The organism is Klebsiella sp. CN_Kp100 (assembly GCF_040065315.1).
Classification (GTDB): Bacteria; Pseudomonadota; Gammaproteobacteria; order Enterobacterales; family Enterobacteriaceae; genus Klebsiella; species Klebsiella oxytoca.
Genome location: NZ_JBEAIJ010000029.1, coordinates 87,091 through 103,605, shown reverse-complemented (window position 1 = coordinate 103,605; position 16,515 = coordinate 87,091). Strand labels below are relative to the sequence as shown.

The window sequence follows — 16,515 nt, the reverse complement described above, 5'->3', positions numbered from 1 at the left end:
CATGTCACTTTGAGTGCCCACACAGATTGTCTGATAAATTGTTAAAGAGCAGTGCCGCTTCGCTTTTCGCTGCGGCGCGGGGTGTGCATATTACGCTTTCCCGCTTCAGAGTCAAGCATTTATTTTCGCTTTTCTCTGTCGGAACTCATCGCTGAGCCTATCGACCCGGCGGCTTATTTGCCGTTGTTCCGTGTCAGTGGAGGCGCATTATAGGGAGTAATTTCAAAGTGACAAGCGGTATTTTCAAAAAAAAACTCACCCGCTTAATTTTCAGCCAAATCGCCAGCAGGAAAGAGATTATTGCCTGGTTTTTAAACAAAAACGAGCCCCAGGGGCCCGTTTTTGCTGTTTTGTGATTTACTGCACTGCCACTATCCGGTCATCTTTCACAACCAGTTGCACTGCTTTACCCGGTATCAATTCACCGGAGAGGATCTGCTGCGCCAGCGGGTTTTCGATCTGTTGCTGGATAGCACGTTTCAGAGGACGTGCGCCATAAACAGGATCGTATCCATTTTCGCTCAGCAATTTCAGCGCTTCATCAGACATGTGGACTTCGTAGCCGCGTTCCTCAAGTCGTTTATACAACCGCTGCAGCTGAATCTGCGCGATAGAAGCAATATGTTTTTCACCCAGCGGATGGAAGACAACCACTTCGTCAATACGGTTGATAAACTCTGGACGGAAGCTTTGACTAACCACGCCCAGCACCATCTCCTTCATATGGCCATAATCCAGTGCCCCAAAGCGTTCCTGAATAAGGTCGGAGCCAAGGTTAGAAGTCATGATGACCACCGTATTACGGAAGTCGACCGTTCTCCCCTGCCCATCGGTCAAACGTCCATCATCCAGCACCTGCAGCAGAATGTTAAAGACATCCGGGTGCGCTTTTTCCACTTCATCCAGCAGGATGACAGAATAAGGACGACGACGGACCGCCTCGGTCAGATAGCCGCCTTCTTCATAGCCCACGTATCCCGGAGGCGCCCCAACCAGACGTGAAACGGAATGTTTCTCCATAAACTCTGACATGTCGATACGTACCATTGCATCGTCGCTATCGAACATAAAGTTGGCCAGAGCTTTACAGAGTTCTGTTTTACCCACCCCGGTAGGCCCAAGGAACAGGAACGAGCCAATCGGCCTGTTAGGATCGGATAAACCAGCACGGCTACGGCGAATCGCATTAGATACTGCTTCCACCGCTTCGTTCTGACCAATAACGCGGCTATGCAAATCCTGCTCCATACGCAGCAGTTTCTCACGTTCACCTTCAAGCATTCTGGCCACCGGAATACCCGTCCAGCGAGCCAGCACTTCCGCGATTTCGGCATCCGTTACTTTGTTACGCAGCAGGCGCATCGTTTTGCCTTCAGACTGCGTTGCCGCCGCCAGCTGTTTTTCCAGCTCAGGGATCTTGCCATACTGTAGCTCGGACATTCGCGCCAGATCGCCGACACGACGCGCCTGCTCAATGGCGATTTTAGCCTGTTCCAGTTCAGCCTTAATGGTCTGAGTGCCGGAAAGCGAGGCTTTTTCAGCCTTCCACTCTTCCTCTAATTCTGAGTACTGACGTTCTTTATCCGCCAGTTCCTCATTTAGCATATCCAGTCGCTTAATGCTGGCGTCATCAGACTCTTTCTTCAGCGCCTGCTGCTCCAGCTTGAGCTGGATGATACGGCGGTCGAGCCGGTCCAGCTCTTCCGGTTTTGAGTCAATCTGCATCCGAATGCTGGAAGCGGCTTCATCGATCAGGTCGATGGCTTTATCCGGCAGCTGTCGATCGGCAATATAACGATGGGACAGCGTGGCTGCCGCCACAATCGCCGGGTCGGTGATCTGCACGTGATGGTGCAGTTCGTACCGTTCTTTCAGACCACGCAAAATCGCAATGGTATCCTCAACAGTCGGCTCCGCCACGAATACTTTCTGGAAACGACGTTCCAGAGCGGCATCTTTCTCAATATACTGCCGGTATTCATCCAGCGTTGTGGCACCCACGCAGTGCAGTTCACCGCGCGCCAGCGCCGGTTTCAGCATGTTGCCGGCATCCATTGCACCGTCTGCTTTACCTGCCCCCACCATCGTGTGCAGCTCATCGATAAACAGGATAACGTTACCTTCCTGCTTAGCGAGATCGTTCAGTACGCCTTTTAAGCGTTCTTCAAACTCACCGCGGTATTTGGCACCCGCCACCAGCGCGCCCATATCCAGCGCCAGAACTCGACGGCCCTTCAGCCCTTCCGGCACCTCGCCGTTAACGATCCGCTGCGCCAGCCCCTCAACAATGGCCGTTTTACCTACGCCAGGCTCACCGATGAGCACCGGGTTATTTTTGGTACGACGCTGCAGAACCTGAATCGTACGACGAATTTCTTCATCACGACCGATGACCGGGTCAAGCTTGCCCTGCTCGGCACGCTCGGTCAGATCGACGGTAAATTTTTTCAATGCCTGACGTTGATCTTCGGCACCCTGATCGTTCACGCTTTCACCTCCGCGCATTTGTTCAATCGCCTGACTCACGTTGGCGGTTGTTGCTCCGGCAGATTTTAAAAGGTCGGTCAGCGTACCGCGTGATTCAAGCGCAGCCAGAACGAATAGTTCTGACGAAATAAAGTTGTCCTTTCTCTTTTGCGCCAGCTTGTCGCAAAGGTTCAGAATACGCACTAAGTCCTGGGACGGTTGAACATCACCACCGGTACCTTCCACCTGCGGCAAACGGCTTAGCGCCTGTTCAATATTCGTGCGTAGCTCTCCGGCGTTGATGCCAGCCGAAGTTAATAAAGGACGTACCGATCCCCCTTCCTGATTCAGCAAGGCGCTCATAAGATGAAGAGGTTCGATGAATTGGTTGTCGTGCCCAAGCGCAAGGGACTGGGCATCGGCAAGAGCAAGCTGGAATTTATTGGTAAGACGATCCAGACGCATAACTCCTCCCATAACAGGTCAAATTTGCTACTGGAGATTAAATGAGGTCATCCCTCAATTATTCAAGGTTAAAGACCTGAACTATGCAAAAATAAGTTTGCCTTCTGGATCGTCTTAGTTCGGCAGGTTATATCAGCCAGATGAAACTTGCCATACGACCCGTCATCTTGTCGCGGCGATAAGAGAAAAAATCATCCTTTTCGCTGAGGGTACAGCGGTCACCGCCGTAAATCTGCTCAACGCCAACGCCCGCCAGACGCTGACGAGCCAGTTGATAAATATCAGCAAAATATTTTTCACCCGCGGGACGAAATGCACGTTCCGCCAGGGCATCTTTTGCCATAAAAGCTTCCCGCACTTCCGGGCCGACCTCAAACGCATCCGGCCCAATGGCGGGCCCAAGCCAGGCCATGATATTTTCCGGTTTATCGGCGAAACAGGCGATGGTTTCTTCCAGTACGCCTTCGCACAGCCCTCGCCAACCGGCATGCGCAGCCGCAACTTCAGTACCCGCGCGGTTACAAAAAAGCACCGGCAGGCAGTCAGCGGTCATCACCGCGCAGACCGTCCCCGGCACATTGCAGTACGAAGCATCCGCTCGCTTTGACTCGTACGGTCCGCCATCGAGTCGCAAAACTGCCGTACCGTGAACCTGCTCCAGCCATACCGGATATGACGGCAGGCCGCCAGCGGCGAACATACGCCGACGGTTCTCTTCTACGTGCTGTAGATTGTCTCCACAATGGGCGCCGAGATTAAGTGAATCGTATGGCGATAAACTTACCCCGCCAACGCGCGTGGAACTACAGGCAGCCACGCCTTCCGGCATCGGCCATTGCGGTACAATCAGTTTAGTCATAGCCAGTCGATATCGTCTTTATGGGCTTCAAAATCCGCGCGCATGGCATCAATCAAATCCACCATGTCCTGTGGAATTGGCGCATGCCATTCCATCTCAATTCCGCTGATCGGATGGTATAAGCGTAGCATGGTGGCATGCAGCGCCTGACGATCGAACTTCCGCAGGGCAGCGATGAACTCTTCGGATGCCCCTTTGGGCGGACGCGGGCGACCGCCGTAGACCTGATCGCCCACCAGCGGGTGAGTAATGTGCGCCATATGTACGCGAATCTGGTGCGTACGGCCGGTTTCCAGGCGCAGGCGCAGCCGAGTATGGATGCGAAAATGCTCCATAATCCGGTAGTGTGTTACCGCCGGTTTTCCCATGGGATGTACCGCCATATGCGTACGCTTGGTCGGGTGGCGGCTAATCGGTTCTTCAACCGTTCCGCCAGCCGTCATATGACCAATCGCCACCGCCTCATACTCGCGGGTGATTTCGCGCAGCTGCAGGGACTCCACCAGTCGGGTTTGCGCCGGAATAGTCTTCGCGACCACCATCAAACCGGTGGTGTCTTTATCAAGACGGTGCACAATCCCCGCACGCGGCACGTCAGCAATGGCCGGATAGTAGTGCAACAGCGCATTCAGCACAGTACCGTCAGGGTTACCCGCGCCAGGATGCACAACTAAATCGCGCGGTTTATTAATTACGAGGATGTCATCATCTTCATAAACGATATTGAGCGGAATATCCTGTGCCTGGAAACGAACTTCTTCTTCGATTTCAACATCGATAGCAATCGTCTCCCCTCCCAGAACTTTCTCTTTCGGCTTGTCGCTGACGCTGCCGTTTACCAGCACTCTCTGGTCAAGGATCCATTCTTTTATGCGCGAACGCGAATAATCCGGGAACAATTCGGCCAAAGCCTGATCTAAGCGTTGTCCGAGTTGATTTTCGGACACCGTTGCGTTGAGTTGTACTCGTTGTGCCATATACAGCTTCTTCGTTTTAACGTTGGGTTTTACGGCTTTGCCGTTTAATATAGTGTGCTATTGTAGCTGGTCTTAATCGGGAGCAGGAACAGAGATTCTCCCGCATAAACATTTTGAGGAAGTCAAAACGTCATGACGCGCATGAAATACCTGGTGGCAGCAGCCACACTGAGCCTGGCTTTGGTGGGTTGCTCTGGCTCAAAGGAGGAGGTGCCCGATAATCCGCCGAATGAGATCTACGCGACCGCTCAGCAAAAGCTGCAGGACGGTAACTGGAAACAGGCAATAACGCAACTGGAAGCGTTGGATAACCGTTATCCCTTTGGACCTTATTCCCAACAGGTGCAGTTGGACCTGATTTATGCGTACTACAAAAACGCAGACCTGCCGCTGGCTCAGGCAGCCATCGATCGCTTTGTACGCCTGAACCCTACGCATCCTAACATTGATTACGTCATTTATATGCGTGGTCTGACAAATATGGCGTTGGATGACAGTGCGCTGCAGGGCTTCTTTGGCGTCGATCGCTCCGATCGCGACCCACAACACGCGCGTGATGCCTTTAACGACTTCTCCAGGCTGGTCCGTGGCTATCCTAACAGTCAGTACTCTACCGATGCTTACAAGCGTATGGTGTTCCTGAAGGATCGCCTGGCGAAGTACGAGCTGTCAGTGGTCGATTACTATACCGATCGTGGCGCATGGGTTGCAGTAGTTAACCGCGTCGATGGCATGCTGCGTAATTACCCGGATACGCAGGCCACCCGTGATGCGCTACCGAAGATGGAAAATGCCTACCGTCAGATGCAAATGAACGCTCAGGCTGACAAGGTTGCGAAGATCATTGCGGCTAATAGCAAGAACACCTGATAGTCGGTCGCTAAACAAAACGGCAGCCCAAGGGCTGCCGTTTTTTTATTCGTTAAATAGTTTAGCTGAAGCGGTTTAGCCCCGAGTTAACTCATCAAATATGGCTCTCTTTCTGCCATTCGACAAGTAAAATCTCGCCTGTTCCTGTCCTTTCTCACAAAACAGATTCGTTGACAAAAAGTGACAATAAAATGTGATTTAAATCACGCTTTTTGACATTAGGCGAGGTATGCTGAATTCACCAAGACGGGAAAGACAAGAGGTAAAATTTATGACAATGAACATTACCAGTAAACAAATGGAAATTACTCCGGCAATTCGCCAGCACGTCGCAGACCGTCTCGCCAAACTGGATAAATGGCAAACTCACTTAATCAACCCGCATATCATCCTCTCTAAGGAGCCGCAGGGTTTTGTCGCTGACGCAACCATCAATACGCCGAACGGTCACCTGGTTGCCAGCGCACGGCACGAAGACATGTATGCCGCAATCAACGAATTGATCAACAAGCTGGAACGGCAGCTAAATAAAGTGCAACACAAAGGGGAAGCCCGCCGCGCCGCCACATCGGTGAAAGAGGCAGGCTTTGTGGAAGAAGAAGAGTAATCCTTAACTTAAGCTTGTGTCATGCCACGCGCCTTCGGGCGCGTTTTTTATTGACAGAGTGAAAACAGTACAGGTACTGTAATCCCCACTAACTCAAGGAATTCATCGTGAAACTCATCCCGTTCTTCTTCGCATTCTTTTTTACCTTCCCCTGAATGGGAGGCAATTCGTCGTGTGATAAAGAATGCGAAGACGAACAATAAGGCCTCCCAAAAGGGAGGCCTTTTTTATTGATAATCAATAACAAGAAAGGCAACACATATGACCGAGGAAAACCCATTACTGGCCCTACGCGATAAGATCAGCGCTCTGGATGAAAAACTGCTGGCGCTGCTGGCGGAACGCCGCGGCCTGGCCGTAGAGGTTGGAAAAGCCAAGCTGGCATCGCACCGGCCGGTGCGGGATATCGACCGCGAGCGCGATCTGCTTGAACGCCTGATGACGCTGGGAAAAAAACACCATCTTGATGCCCACTACATCACACGCCTGTTTCAACTCATTATTGAAGACTCGGTCCTTACCCAGCAAACGCTGCTCCAGCAGCATCTGAATAAAATTAATCCGCACTCTGCACGCGTCGCGTTTCTCGGGCCCAAAGGTTCATACTCGCATCTTGCGGCTCGTCAGTATGCCGCCCGCCACTTTGAACAGTTTATCGAAAGCGGCTGCGCTAAATTCGCGGATATCTTTGAGCAAGTGGAAACCGGTCAGGCTGATTACGCCGTCGTCCCTATTGAAAATACCAGTTCTGGCGGCATCAATGATGTTTATGACCTTCTGCAGCACACCAGCCTATCTATCGTTGGCGAGCTGACGCTGCCTATCGATCACTGCGTGCTGGTTTCAACATCCACCGATGCGCAACAGATTACGACGGTCTACAGCCATCCGCAGCCGTTCCAGCAGTGCAGCCAGTATCTAAGCCGCTATCCGCACTGGAACATTGAATATACCGATAGCACGTCTTCGGCGATGGAAAAGGTCGCTCAGGCAAAATCGCCAACCGTTGCCGCTCTGGGCAGCGAAGCAGGCGGAGCGCTGCACGGTTTGCAGGTACTGGAACATTGCCAGGCTAACCAGACGCAAAACATCACCCGCTTCCTCGTTCTGGCGCGTAAAGCGGTGGAGGTCTCCGATCAGGTGCCGGCGAAAACCACTCTGTTGATGGCTACCGGCCAGCAAGCCGGGGCCCTGGTAGAAGCGCTACTGGTGCTGAGAAACCATAACCTGATTATGACCAAGCTGGAATCGCGTCCTATTCATGGCAATCCGTGGGAAGAGATGTTTTATCTGGATATCCAGGCCAACCTGGAGTCAATGCCAATGCGTAAGGCATTAAAAGAGCTGGCCGAGATAACCCGTTCAATGAAAGTGCTTGGATGCTATGCCAGCGAAAACGTGGTGCCGGTCGATCCGGTTTAACGTTCTGTAAACGGCAACTTCTTCATCCCTGCCACGGTCACCGGCAGGGTGAAGATCGCGCCGGAAAGCGGATATTTCGCCAGTTCTTCAGCATCCATATTCTCCCGCGTGGTCGTGATATAGAGCGTTTTCATATCCGCTCCGCCAAAGCACACCATCGTCGGGCAACGCACCGGTAGACGGTACTCCTCCAGTTGCTCGCCCGTCGGAGAAAAGCGCGCAATACGCCAACCGTCAAACATCGCGCTCCAGTAGCAACCTTCAGTATCGATGGCCGCGCCATCAGGAATGCCCTCACCGGGCTGAAAGCGACGAAAGACCTCGCGTTTACCCACCTCGCCCTGCTCATCCAGCGGTGTACGATAGATAACGGCATTGGGCGTATCCGAGGTATACATCCACCGCTTGTCTTCGCTAAATGCCAGACCGTTGGCGCCATGAATATCGCACTGGATAACCTGCGGAGAGAGATCGTTATCAATGCGCATCAAGAGCGCGCCGTTAAAATCTCCCGGCCCCCAGAAAGTCCCGGCATAAAAGCAGCCATCGCGATCGGTTCCGCCATCGTTAAAACGGGCTAATTGCGGATTACTGGGGTTATCGCAGACTTTTCGCTGCAGTAATCCATGAACATCGGTGAGCCAGATACCGCTACGTAAAGCGACGATAAAACCGCCCTTTTCGCGTAGTGCAAAACAGCCGGGCTCTTCGGGAAACTGCAGTACCTGATGATCGCCCGTCTGCACGTCGTAGCGATGAATCTCGCACTCCATAATATCGGCCCAGTACAATGCCTGTTCGGCTTCGCTCCAGGTCGGACATTCCGGTAAATGCCCGATGTAATCAAACAGCGGTTGTGGTTCAGCCATCGTTTTCATCCCTATAAAAAAAGCCAGCGGGTCACCCCTCTGGCTTTATTGTATACGTCTTTTAACACTTACTGCCGATTATCATTTGCCTGACGCAGCAACGTCCGGCTTTCGCTCTGGAAGCGCTGGGCATAATCACCGAACCAGTGCTCGACCTTACGGAAGCTGTCAATGAATGCCTGTTTATCCCCTTGTTCCAGCAGGCCGATAGCTTCACCGAAGCGCTGGTAGTAGCGCTTAATCAGCGCCAGGTTGTTTTCTGAGGACATAATAATATCTGCGTAGAGCTGCGGATCCTGGGCGAACAGCCGGCCAACCATCGCCAGTTCAAGGCGATAAATCGGTGACGACAGCGCCAGAAGTTGCTCAAGTCGCACGTTCTCTTCGGCCAGGTGCAGGCCATAAGCGAAGGTGGCAAAGTGGCGCAACGCCTGAATAAAGGCCATGTTCTGATCGTGTTCGACGGCGCTAATACGATGGAGCCGCGCGCCCCAGACCTGGATTTGTTCCAGGAACCACTGGTACGCCTCAGGCTGGCGGCCATCGCAATACACCACGACCTGCTTCGCCAGGCTGCCGCTGTCAGGCCCAAACATGGGGTGTAATCCCAATACCGGTCCGTTATGCGCGGCCAGCATCGCCTGTAGCGGTTCCGCTTTCACCGAGGCCAGGTCGACCAGAATGCAGTCCGCCGGCAGCGGCGGCAGTTGCGCAATCGTTGCCGCTGTTGTGTGAATCGGTACGCTGACGATGACCATTCCGGCATCGGCGACGATCTCCTCGGCCCGAGACCAGTCGTCTTTCTCGAGGATACGCACCTGATATCCGGAAAGCGTCAGCATTTTTTCAAACAGTCGCCCCATTTGCCCACCGCCGCCGACGATCACTACCGGACGCAGATTCGGATAAAGCGTTTTAAAACCTTTATCGTTCTCGCTGGAGTAAGACTCACGCATGACGCGACGCAAAACATCTTCGATAAGATCCGGCGGAACCCCTAGCGCCTCAGCCTCCTCACGGCGGGAAGCCAGCATCGCCGATTCACGTTCAGGGACGTAAATCGGCAGGCCGTATTGGCTTTTAACCTCTCCGACTTCCGCTACCAGCTCCAGGCGCTTAGCCAGCAGTTCCAGCAGCGCTTTATCGACTTCATCAATTTGATCGCGTAACGCGGTCAGTTCAGCAACCATATAATCCTCTTACGCCAGACGAGCCGCCAGATGGCCTCGCAGATCCTTATCAAGTTCGCGGAGCAACGCATCGGTGGTTTCCCAACTAATGCAGGCATCGGTCACGGAGACACCGTATTTCATATCGCAACGCGGCTGCTCAGAGGACTGGTTTCCTTCGTGGATATTGCTCTCAATCATCAGACCAATAATGGAACGATTACCATCTTTAATCTGCGCGACGACGGATTCAGCAACCGCAGGCTGGCGGCGGTAGTCTTTATTAGAATTCCCATGGCTGCAATCTACCATCAGAGAAGGTTTCAGTCCCGCCTGAGTCATCTCTTTTTCGCACTTCGCGACATCTTCCGGGCCGTAGTTGGGCGCTTTACCGCCACGCAGAATGACGTGTCCGTTTGGATTGCCCTGCGTTTGCAGCAGACACACCTGACCGGCCTGGTTAATACCGACGAAGCGGTGCGGCATTGCGGCAGCGCGCATGGCGTTAATTGCCGTTGCAAGGCTGCCATCGGTGCCGTTTTTAAAACCGACCGGCATCGACAACCCGGAGGCCATCTCGCGGTGAGTCTGAGATTCTGTCGTACGCGCGCCGATGGCGGACCAGCTAAACAGATCGCCGAGGTATTGAGGACTGTTAGGATCCAACGCTTCCGTCGCTAACGGCAGCCCCATATTGACCAGCTCAACCAGCAGACGACGCGCAATCTTCAAGCCGCCTTCTACATCAAACGAACCATCCATATGCGGATCGTTAATCAGCCCTTTCCAGCCAACGGTGGTGCGGGGTTTCTCAAAATAGACGCGCATGACCAGATAGAGGCTATCGCTGACCTCTTCGGCAAGGGCTTTAAAACGACGAGCGTACTCAATGGCGGTTTCAGGATCGTGAATCGAACAAGGACCACATACCACCAACAGGCGCGGATCGCGACCGGCGATGATGTCAGAGATGGTCTGACGAGACTGCGCGATCTGCGCTTCCTGCTCAACGCTCAGAGGGAATTCAGCTTTCAACTGATCCGGAGTGATCAAAACCTGTTCGTCAGTAATATGTACGTTATTCAGCGCGTCTTTTTGCATGATTGCGATCCTGTATAGCTCGTTTGCGATAGTTATTGCCTCAGCGAGGATGACGTAACGATACCATATGAAGTAAAGATTTCAATCCATATTCCGTAAATTTTACTTTACATTTATAAATTAAATCGCGCCAGATTCACTTCATAATGTACAATTATATTTACAACAAGCATGCAGGTTCAGCACTTCCCCTCTTTTCACTCCATTTTTTTACGAAAAATCCTGGTGAGAATTATCTTAAAGCGGCGGGGCTGGCTAATGACGGTTTTCAGCAATAATGCTATTCTTCGCCCGGGTTTCAGCAATCTGCATCCCCCGCGCTATGACAACCTGACGGATCCGTAATGACAGTTCTTCACCGTCTCTTTTTGACTTTAGTACTATCGCTCGTGGGTATCTCTGCTGTTGCCTCCGAACCGTCTGAAAATGTTCGGACGATCGTTTCGGGAATCGTGACCTATACACGCTGGCCGCAGTTATCCGGCCCGCCAAAGCTTTGTATTTTTTCGACATCACGTTATATCCATAGCCTGGCCGAAGAAGCACCGGAATTATTGCCTTATAAACCCGTGATTGTTCGTAATACGGAAGAAGCCTTACAGACGACCTGCGATGGTTTTTATTTTGGCAGTGAATCTCCGACTCAGCAGTCTGAATTTACAGCTAAATATGGAAACCGGCCCCTATTGCTTATTGCGGAACAAAACACCGATTGCTCTATTGGCAGCGCATTTTGCCTGCTTATAAACAATGAGAGAGTCAGATTTTCCGTAAATCTGGATGTACTGACGCACAGCGGCGTTCGGGTTAATCCGGATGTGCTGATGCTTGCCCGGAAAACATCACATGAATAAGGATTTTTCTCAGGCCCCGCGCCCCACATTTAAAAGAGCGCTACGCCGTATCAGCATGATAAGCGTTGTTATCTCTATGACACTGGTCTGGCTATTGCTCTGCGCCGCTTCCATATTCACACTCAAGCAATACGCACAAAAAAATCTGGAGCTCACCGCCGCCACGATGGGCCGTAGTCTGGAAGCCGCGCTGGTCTTTGGCGATAGCGCGGCGGCTGAAGATACCCTGGCCACGCTGGGCAAGCAGGGACAGTTTTCGCAGGCAATCCTGGTCGACGGTCGGCAGAAGCCCTTTGCCTCATGGCATAACGATGGCCTGGCCAGGCAGGATAAAGTCAGCGACGTTATCAGCAAATGGCTATTCCCGGAACCCACGGTACAACCTATCCTGCACCAGGGGAAAGTTATCGGTGAACTTCGTCTGACCGCGCTGGACAGGCTGATAAGCTATTTCCTCGGTATCTCAATTATTGTGCTAACCGGCAGCATTTTTCTCGCCTCATGCATTGCATTGCTGCTTACCCACTCGCTGCATCGCGGCATCGTGGCTGCGCTGCAGAGTATTACCGAGGTAGTCCATGATATCCGCGAAAATCGCCATTTCTCTCGTCGGGTCCTCGAAGAGCGTATTGAAGAGTTTCACCTCTTTGCCCAGGACTTTAATAGTCTGCTGGGCGAGATGGAGGACTGGCAGCGGCAGCTTCAGGCTAAAAATGCCCAGCTTCTGCGTAGCTCCTTGCACGATCCGTTGACCGGCCTGGCTAACAGAGCCGCTTTCCGCAACGTTATTAATTCGTTGATGAAAGACGAAACCGTCCATGGTAGTTCTGCGCTGCTGTTTCTTGACGGCGATAATTTCAAGCTCATTAACGATAACTGGGGCCATGCTGCCGGCGACAAGGTGTTAATTGAGGTCGCCAGCCGCCTGATGGCCTTTGTCGGCAAACAGCACCAGGCGTGGCGTCTCGGCGGCGATGAATTTGCCATTCTGCTGCGCAATGTTCATACAGAGGCTGAAGTTCAGGCACTCTGCAGCGCATTGTCGGAACAGTTTATCCCGCCGTTTAATCTCCACAACGGCCACACCGTCAGGCTGTCGCTGAGTATTGGTTACGCGTTAACCTGGGAACATGCCTCCGCGGAAAATCTGCAAGAACTTGCCGACCAAAATATGTATCGGATGAAACACCAGCGCTTACAGCGAACGCAAAAATAAAAGGAATCACCATGATCGGGAAATATTTTGCTCCTGCTTTACTGGCCGCACTTTTTCTAAGCGGCTGTCAGGCTCCGCAAGGAAAATTCTCTGCAGAACAAATTGCAGCAATGAAGTCATACGGCTTTACTGAAGCCAATGGCGACTGGTCATTAGGAATATCTGACTCCATATTATTCGACAAAAACGACTATCACCTGCGTGCCGATAGCAAACAGCAAATTCGCACTATGGCTTCGCGTCTGGCCACCACCGGAATTACCCATAGTCGTCTGGAAGGACATACTGATAATTACGGCGAAGACGCTTACAACGAAATGTTATCGCTTAAACGCGCGAACAGCGTTGCGGATGCCTGGGCCGAAGGGGCAAATATTCCGCGCACCAATTTGACCACTCGCGGGCTCGGGAAAAAGTATCCGATAGCCAGCAACGCTACCGCACAAGGACGCGCTGAAAACCGCCGCGTCACGGTGGTTATCAGCACGCCTTAAGCACCTATTCGACTGACTTAGCCTCTGTCATCGCCGTTGCTGCGCGCCAGCGCAGATAATCAACGGCGAGACACAGCGCGAGGCTAATCCCCATTAGCGGCAGCGCCAGCCCCAACATCACTGTGATAACGCCGATCGACAGACGAGCAGGCCATGCTAAGCCCAGCCACGCGTGGAGCAGCGTATTAGCCGGGTTAAAGGCCGAACTCGCGGGACGGCGTATCCACCACAAACGGTACCCCACCACGATCATCACGCAGAGCGCAATCCCGAATACGATAAGCAGTAGCTGATTGGCAAGCCCGAACAAAATTCCCATATGGAAATCCACGCCCCAGCGGGTAAGTTTAGCCATAAGCGGAAAGTCGGAAAAATGAGTGCGGTCCACGACCTGCATATTTGAACCATCGATCGCTACCGCATCAACCTGTGTCGGCCAGCTTCTGTCGATTTCATTTACCGTCCACGCGCGTCCGGAGGCCGACGGAGGACGAATCTCCAGCTTGCCTGCTTCCAGCCCGGACTTGCGAGCAGCCTGCAAGACCTCGTCAAAATCCTCTACGCGAGGTGGGATGTTCGTCTTCTCCATCGCCCCGTGTCTCATATGATGTTCCGCATGTGGATCCTGTATTGCCGGAGTGGCTCTTTCCAGCTGCGCGTTCACCTGCGGCGTCAACCAGCCAAAGGCGGCGCGCATCTTGTCGACGTTACTGCCCGCCCATTGTGACCAGGTCAAACCGGTCGCAGAGAATAACAGCATACCGATTAGCAGCGCCCAGCCGAGAGAAACATGCAGGCGACGGTTATTCTGCACTCTATTATTTATACGACGATGCGGTCGGGTCATCGACCACAGCGCGATCCCGCCAAGAGCGGCAACCCACATCCAGGAGGCTGCCAGCTCGCTGTACAGTCGGCCGAAGTTACCCAGCAGCAAAGAGCGATGGGCATAATCAATCCACTGCCGCAGCGGCAAAATACCGCTGGTGCCGTAAACCGGCATATCACCTGTCACGCGTAACGTCACCGGATCGACAAAAATTGCCCGCGTTTCAGACTCGCCAAGATTTGGATCAATAAACATCACTCGGGTAGTATCGCCAGCCATAATCCCCGGTCGAACCGCGTGCAAACGGAGGTTTCCCTGGACCGCCTCCATTGCTACGGTAATTTGCGCGCTCAGCGGCTGCTTTTCGCCGCTGAGCGTCCCCTCCAGAGTCTCTTTATAGAGCCAGCTTTCCAGCTGCGGGGTGGCGACATAGAGCGTACCGGTCAGAGCCGCCACGAAGATAAACGGTCCGATAAACAGTCCGATATAGAAATGAAGACGACGCAGCAGGTTCAGCCATGCCGCGCGCGAGGTGCAGGTAGTCATACTTTTCCTTTTTGAGAGCAAAAGAGAACGTTGCGCAGTGCGCACATGATTTTTTAGTTAAGGAAGCAAGCAGACTGTTGCGGCGGAGCGCGGGTATGAGGGTAAAGCCAGGGAAAGTAGTGCCAGTGTTTCCGTTCCGGACGGAAAACCGGTGCGCTATAGCGTCGAAGCACCAGGCTGATCAGCAGTACCAGCGCAAAAATCATCCCTGGCACGTGGGCTAATAGTACGCAGTAGCCGCAGGCTTCAGCATGATCGACCGGCATGCTGTGCGCGTGTTCCGCAATCGAGGCGTCAGTATGCATCATGGGCATCTGATGTGATGGCATCTCTTGCGTCATTTCCATCGTTAAATGGTGCATACCGCTCATCGGATCTTTTTGCAGCGCGACAGAGATCAGCGGCGCCACCACGATCAGCAGGATCGCAAACAGCGCCAGCCATGCGGCGTGCCGTTGTGATGCCGGGTGATGAAAAATAGTGCTGACCACGGTCCCTCCGAATGAGGGCCATATTGTAAATGATTCTCAATGAAATAGTTAAAATGAAGATAAAAAAAGGGCTGGCCCATCAGGCCAGCCCTCTCATTCAGGATGTCGCGAAAGCGAATCTTAGTTAAGACGCTCTTTGATACGAGCAGACTTACCGGTACGCTCACGCAGGTAGTACAGTTTAGCTTTACGTACAGCACCACGACGTTTGACAGAAATGCTGTCAACTACCGGAGAGTGAGTCTGGAAGACACGCTCAACGCCTTCGCCGTTGGAAATTTTGCGAACAGTGAATGCAGAGTGCAGACCGCGGTTACGAATAGCGATAACCACGCCCTCGAATGCCTGCAGACGTTTTTTGGAACCTTCAACAACCCATACTTTCACTTCCACGGTATCACCCGGACGGAAGGAAGGTACGTCCTGCTTCATCTGTTCTTGTTCAAGTTGCTTAATAATGTTGCTCATAATTTAATCTCTTATCCTGGGTAAACTGATATTGGGGGCTTACGCCATCCCATCATGTTTATGTTGCTGTTGCGCGAGTTCCTTTTTGAACTCCGCCAGCAACCTTGCTTGCTCTTCAGTCAGAGCCAGGTTTTCCAAAAGTTCAGGTCTTCTAAGCCAGGTTCGGCCCAGCGACTGCTTCAGACGCCAGCGACGTATCTCCGCATGGTTTCCCGACAGCAATACCGGCGGTACTTCCATACCTTCTAACACTTCAGGGCGCGTATAGTGCGGGCAATCCAGCAATCCTTCAGCAAACGAATCTTCGATTGCCGAAGCTTCATGACCCAGAACCCCCGGAATAAACCGGGAAACGGAATCAATCAGCGTCATTGCCGGTAGCTCACCACCGCTGAGAACGTAATCGCCGATTGACCATTCTTCATCAATTTCGGTCTGAATTACGCGCTCATCTACGCCTTCGTAGCGACCGCACACCAAAATCAGCTTCTGATTTGTTGCCAGTTCGCTGACGCCAGCTTGATCAAGCTTGCGTCCCTGAGGTGAAAGATAAATCACCTTTGCGCCTTCACCTGCCGCGGCTTTTGCTGCATGAATCGCATCCCGCAAAGGTTGCACCATCATTAGCATCCCCGGTCCGCCGCCGTAAGGACGATCGTCCACGGTACGGTGCCGGTCATGAGCGAAATCTCGAGGACTCCAGCTCTGGATGCTCAGCAGGCCATTTTTTACTGCCCGGCCAGTTACCCCGTAATCGGTAATTGCGCGGAACATTTCTGGAAACAGGCTAACGATACCTATAAACACAAGCC

Annotated in this window: 17 protein-coding genes and 1 other annotated feature; of the genes, 7 read left to right on the top strand and 10 right to left on the bottom strand. The window is 52.7% G+C overall.

Annotated features, from left to right (window positions below; all coding sequences use genetic code 11):
• Nucleotides 1–357: 357 nt before the first annotated feature.
• The 3 genes from clpB to rluD all read right to left on the bottom strand — a co-directional run bounded on the left by clpB (nt 358) and on the right by rluD (nt 4,767).
• A complete protein-coding gene (clpB, locus tag ABLV12_RS09855) occupies nt 358–2,931 on the bottom strand; it encodes an ATP-dependent chaperone ClpB (protein ID WP_004104610.1) in 2,574 nt (857 codons plus the stop codon).
• Between the two features lie 127 nt (nt 2,932–3,058).
• Entirely contained in the window at nt 3,059–3,790 is a 732-nt protein-coding gene (gene yfiH, locus ABLV12_RS09850; RefSeq protein ID WP_016808274.1) for a purine nucleoside phosphorylase YfiH, read from the bottom strand.
• On the bottom strand, nt 3,787–4,767 hold the full coding sequence (gene rluD / locus ABLV12_RS09845) for a 23S rRNA pseudouridine(1911/1915/1917) synthase RluD (protein ID WP_004104614.1): 981 nt from the start codon (nt 4,765–4,767) through the stop codon (nt 3,787–3,789). The genes yfiH and rluD overlap by 4 nt, the downstream gene beginning before the upstream one ends.
• Nucleotides 4,768–4,899: 132 nt before the next feature.
• Here rluD and bamD point away from each other — a divergent pair, with 132 nt between their 5' ends.
• The 4 genes from bamD to pheA all read left to right on the top strand — a co-directional run bounded on the left by bamD (nt 4,900) and on the right by pheA (nt 7,666).
• On the top strand, nt 4,900–5,637 hold the full coding sequence (gene bamD, locus ABLV12_RS09840; RefSeq protein ID WP_004104615.1) for an outer membrane protein assembly factor BamD: 738 nt from the start codon (nt 4,900–4,902) through the stop codon (nt 5,635–5,637).
• 271 nt (nt 5,638–5,908) lie between these two features.
• Nucleotides 5,909–6,244 (top strand): ribosome-associated translation inhibitor RaiA, encoded by a 336-nt coding sequence (gene raiA, locus ABLV12_RS09835; RefSeq protein WP_004104616.1) that lies wholly within the window; start codon nt 5,909–5,911, stop codon nt 6,242–6,244.
• A 106-nt stretch (nt 6,245–6,350) separates the two neighbouring features.
• Nucleotides 6,351–6,475 (top strand) — a sequence feature (Phe leader region).
• Nucleotides 6,352–6,399, top strand: a complete 48-nt coding sequence (gene pheL / locus ABLV12_RS09830; protein WP_101706155.1) for a pheA operon leader peptide PheL — start codon at nt 6,352–6,354, stop codon at nt 6,397–6,399. (Overlaps the previous feature by 48 nt.)
• A 30-nt stretch (nt 6,476–6,505) precedes the next feature.
• Nucleotides 6,506–7,666, top strand: a complete 1,161-nt coding sequence (gene pheA, locus ABLV12_RS09825) for a bifunctional chorismate mutase/prephenate dehydratase (RefSeq protein ID WP_004104617.1) — start codon at nt 6,506–6,508, stop codon at nt 7,664–7,666.
• Here the strand turns inward: pheA and ABLV12_RS09820 are convergent.
• The 3 genes from ABLV12_RS09820 to aroF form a co-directional block, all read right to left on the bottom strand.
• Nucleotides 7,663–8,535: an SMP-30/gluconolactonase/LRE family protein gene (locus ABLV12_RS09820; protein WP_348867021.1), complete on the bottom strand. Its 873-nt coding sequence runs from the start codon at nt 8,533–8,535 to the stop codon at nt 7,663–7,665. The genes pheA and ABLV12_RS09820 overlap by 4 nt on opposite strands.
• A 68-nt stretch (nt 8,536–8,603) precedes the next feature.
• Nucleotides 8,604–9,725 (bottom strand): bifunctional chorismate mutase/prephenate dehydrogenase, encoded by a 1,122-nt coding sequence (gene tyrA / locus ABLV12_RS09815; RefSeq protein ID WP_004104619.1) that lies wholly within the window; start codon nt 9,723–9,725, stop codon nt 8,604–8,606.
• 9 nt (nt 9,726–9,734) lie between these two features.
• The gene (aroF, locus tag ABLV12_RS09810) at nt 9,735–10,805 is read right to left on the bottom strand and encodes a 3-deoxy-7-phosphoheptulonate synthase AroF (RefSeq protein WP_004104620.1); all 1,071 of its coding nucleotides are present in this window, start codon (nt 10,803–10,805) and stop codon (nt 9,735–9,737) included.
• Nucleotides 10,806–11,149: 344 nt separating this feature from the next.
• Here aroF and ABLV12_RS09805 point away from each other — a divergent pair, with 344 nt between their 5' ends.
• Genes ABLV12_RS09805 through ABLV12_RS09795 form a run of 3 tightly spaced genes read left to right on the top strand, consistent with a single transcriptional unit; the run spans nt 11,150 to nt 13,369 of the window.
• Nucleotides 11,150–11,659: a YfiR family protein gene (locus ABLV12_RS09805; RefSeq protein WP_004104622.1), complete on the top strand. Its 510-nt coding sequence runs from the start codon at nt 11,150–11,152 to the stop codon at nt 11,657–11,659.
• Complete coding sequence (gene dgcN / locus ABLV12_RS09800) at nt 11,652–12,875, top strand: diguanylate cyclase DgcN (RefSeq protein WP_064398979.1); 1,224 nt, start codon at nt 11,652–11,654, stop codon at nt 12,873–12,875. The genes ABLV12_RS09805 and dgcN overlap by 8 nt, the downstream gene beginning before the upstream one ends.
• Nucleotides 12,876–12,886: 11 nt before the next feature.
• Nucleotides 12,887–13,369 (top strand): OmpA family protein, encoded by a 483-nt coding sequence (locus ABLV12_RS09795; protein ID WP_004104626.1) that lies wholly within the window; start codon nt 12,887–12,889, stop codon nt 13,367–13,369.
• A gap of 4 nt (nt 13,370–13,373) precedes the next feature.
• Here the strand turns inward: ABLV12_RS09795 and ABLV12_RS09790 are convergent, their stop codons facing one another.
• The 4 genes from ABLV12_RS09790 to trmD form a co-directional block, all read right to left on the bottom strand.
• Nucleotides 13,374–14,744 (bottom strand): PepSY-associated TM helix domain-containing protein, encoded by a 1,371-nt coding sequence (locus tag ABLV12_RS09790; RefSeq protein WP_201505905.1) that lies wholly within the window; start codon nt 14,742–14,744, stop codon nt 13,374–13,376.
• Nucleotides 14,745–14,797: 53 nt separating this feature from the next.
• The gene (locus tag ABLV12_RS09785) at nt 14,798–15,235 is read right to left on the bottom strand and encodes a DUF2946 domain-containing protein (RefSeq protein ID WP_004104630.1); all 438 of its coding nucleotides are present in this window, start codon (nt 15,233–15,235) and stop codon (nt 14,798–14,800) included.
• A 120-nt stretch (nt 15,236–15,355) separates the two neighbouring features.
• On the bottom strand, nt 15,356–15,703 hold the full coding sequence (gene rplS / locus ABLV12_RS09780) for a 50S ribosomal protein L19 (protein WP_004104634.1): 348 nt from the start codon (nt 15,701–15,703) through the stop codon (nt 15,356–15,358).
• A 39-nt stretch (nt 15,704–15,742) separates the two neighbouring features.
• Nucleotides 15,743–16,510: a tRNA (guanosine(37)-N1)-methyltransferase TrmD gene (gene trmD, locus ABLV12_RS09775; RefSeq protein ID WP_004104636.1), complete on the bottom strand. Its 768-nt coding sequence runs from the start codon at nt 16,508–16,510 to the stop codon at nt 15,743–15,745.
• Nucleotides 16,511–16,515 lie beyond the last annotated feature (5 nt).

Excerpts from the sequence above, each read along its gene's own strand:
- clpB (WP_004104610.1), bottom strand. The coding sequence starts at position 2,931 with ATGCGTCTGGATCGTCTTACCAATAAATTCCAGCTTGCTCTTGCCGAT.
- yfiH (WP_016808274.1), bottom strand. The coding sequence starts at position 3,790 with ATGACTAAACTGATTGTACCGCAATGGCCGATGCCGGAAGGCGTGGCT.
- rluD (WP_004104614.1), bottom strand. The coding sequence starts at position 4,767 with ATGGCACAACGAGTACAACTCAACGCAACGGTGTCCGAAAATCAACTC.
- bamD (WP_004104615.1), top strand. The coding sequence starts at position 4,900 with ATGACGCGCATGAAATACCTGGTGGCAGCAGCCACACTGAGCCTGGCT.
- raiA (WP_004104616.1), top strand. The coding sequence starts at position 5,909 with ATGACAATGAACATTACCAGTAAACAAATGGAAATTACTCCGGCAATT.
- pheA (WP_004104617.1), top strand. The coding sequence starts at position 6,506 with ATGACCGAGGAAAACCCATTACTGGCCCTACGCGATAAGATCAGCGCT.
- ABLV12_RS09820 (WP_348867021.1), bottom strand. The coding sequence starts at position 8,535 with ATGGCTGAACCACAACCGCTGTTTGATTACATCGGGCATTTACCGGAA.
- tyrA (WP_004104619.1), bottom strand. The coding sequence starts at position 9,725 with ATGGTTGCTGAACTGACCGCGTTACGCGATCAAATTGATGAAGTCGAT.
- aroF (WP_004104620.1), bottom strand. The coding sequence starts at position 10,805 with ATGCAAAAAGACGCGCTGAATAACGTACATATTACTGACGAACAGGTT.
- ABLV12_RS09805 (WP_004104622.1), top strand. The coding sequence starts at position 11,150 with ATGACAGTTCTTCACCGTCTCTTTTTGACTTTAGTACTATCGCTCGTG.
- dgcN (WP_064398979.1), top strand. The coding sequence starts at position 11,652 with ATGAATAAGGATTTTTCTCAGGCCCCGCGCCCCACATTTAAAAGAGCG.
- ABLV12_RS09795 (WP_004104626.1), top strand. The coding sequence starts at position 12,887 with ATGATCGGGAAATATTTTGCTCCTGCTTTACTGGCCGCACTTTTTCTA.
- ABLV12_RS09790 (WP_201505905.1), bottom strand. The coding sequence starts at position 14,744 with ATGACTACCTGCACCTCGCGCGCGGCATGGCTGAACCTGCTGCGTCGT.
- rplS (WP_004104634.1), bottom strand. The coding sequence starts at position 15,703 with ATGAGCAACATTATTAAGCAACTTGAACAAGAACAGATGAAGCAGGAC.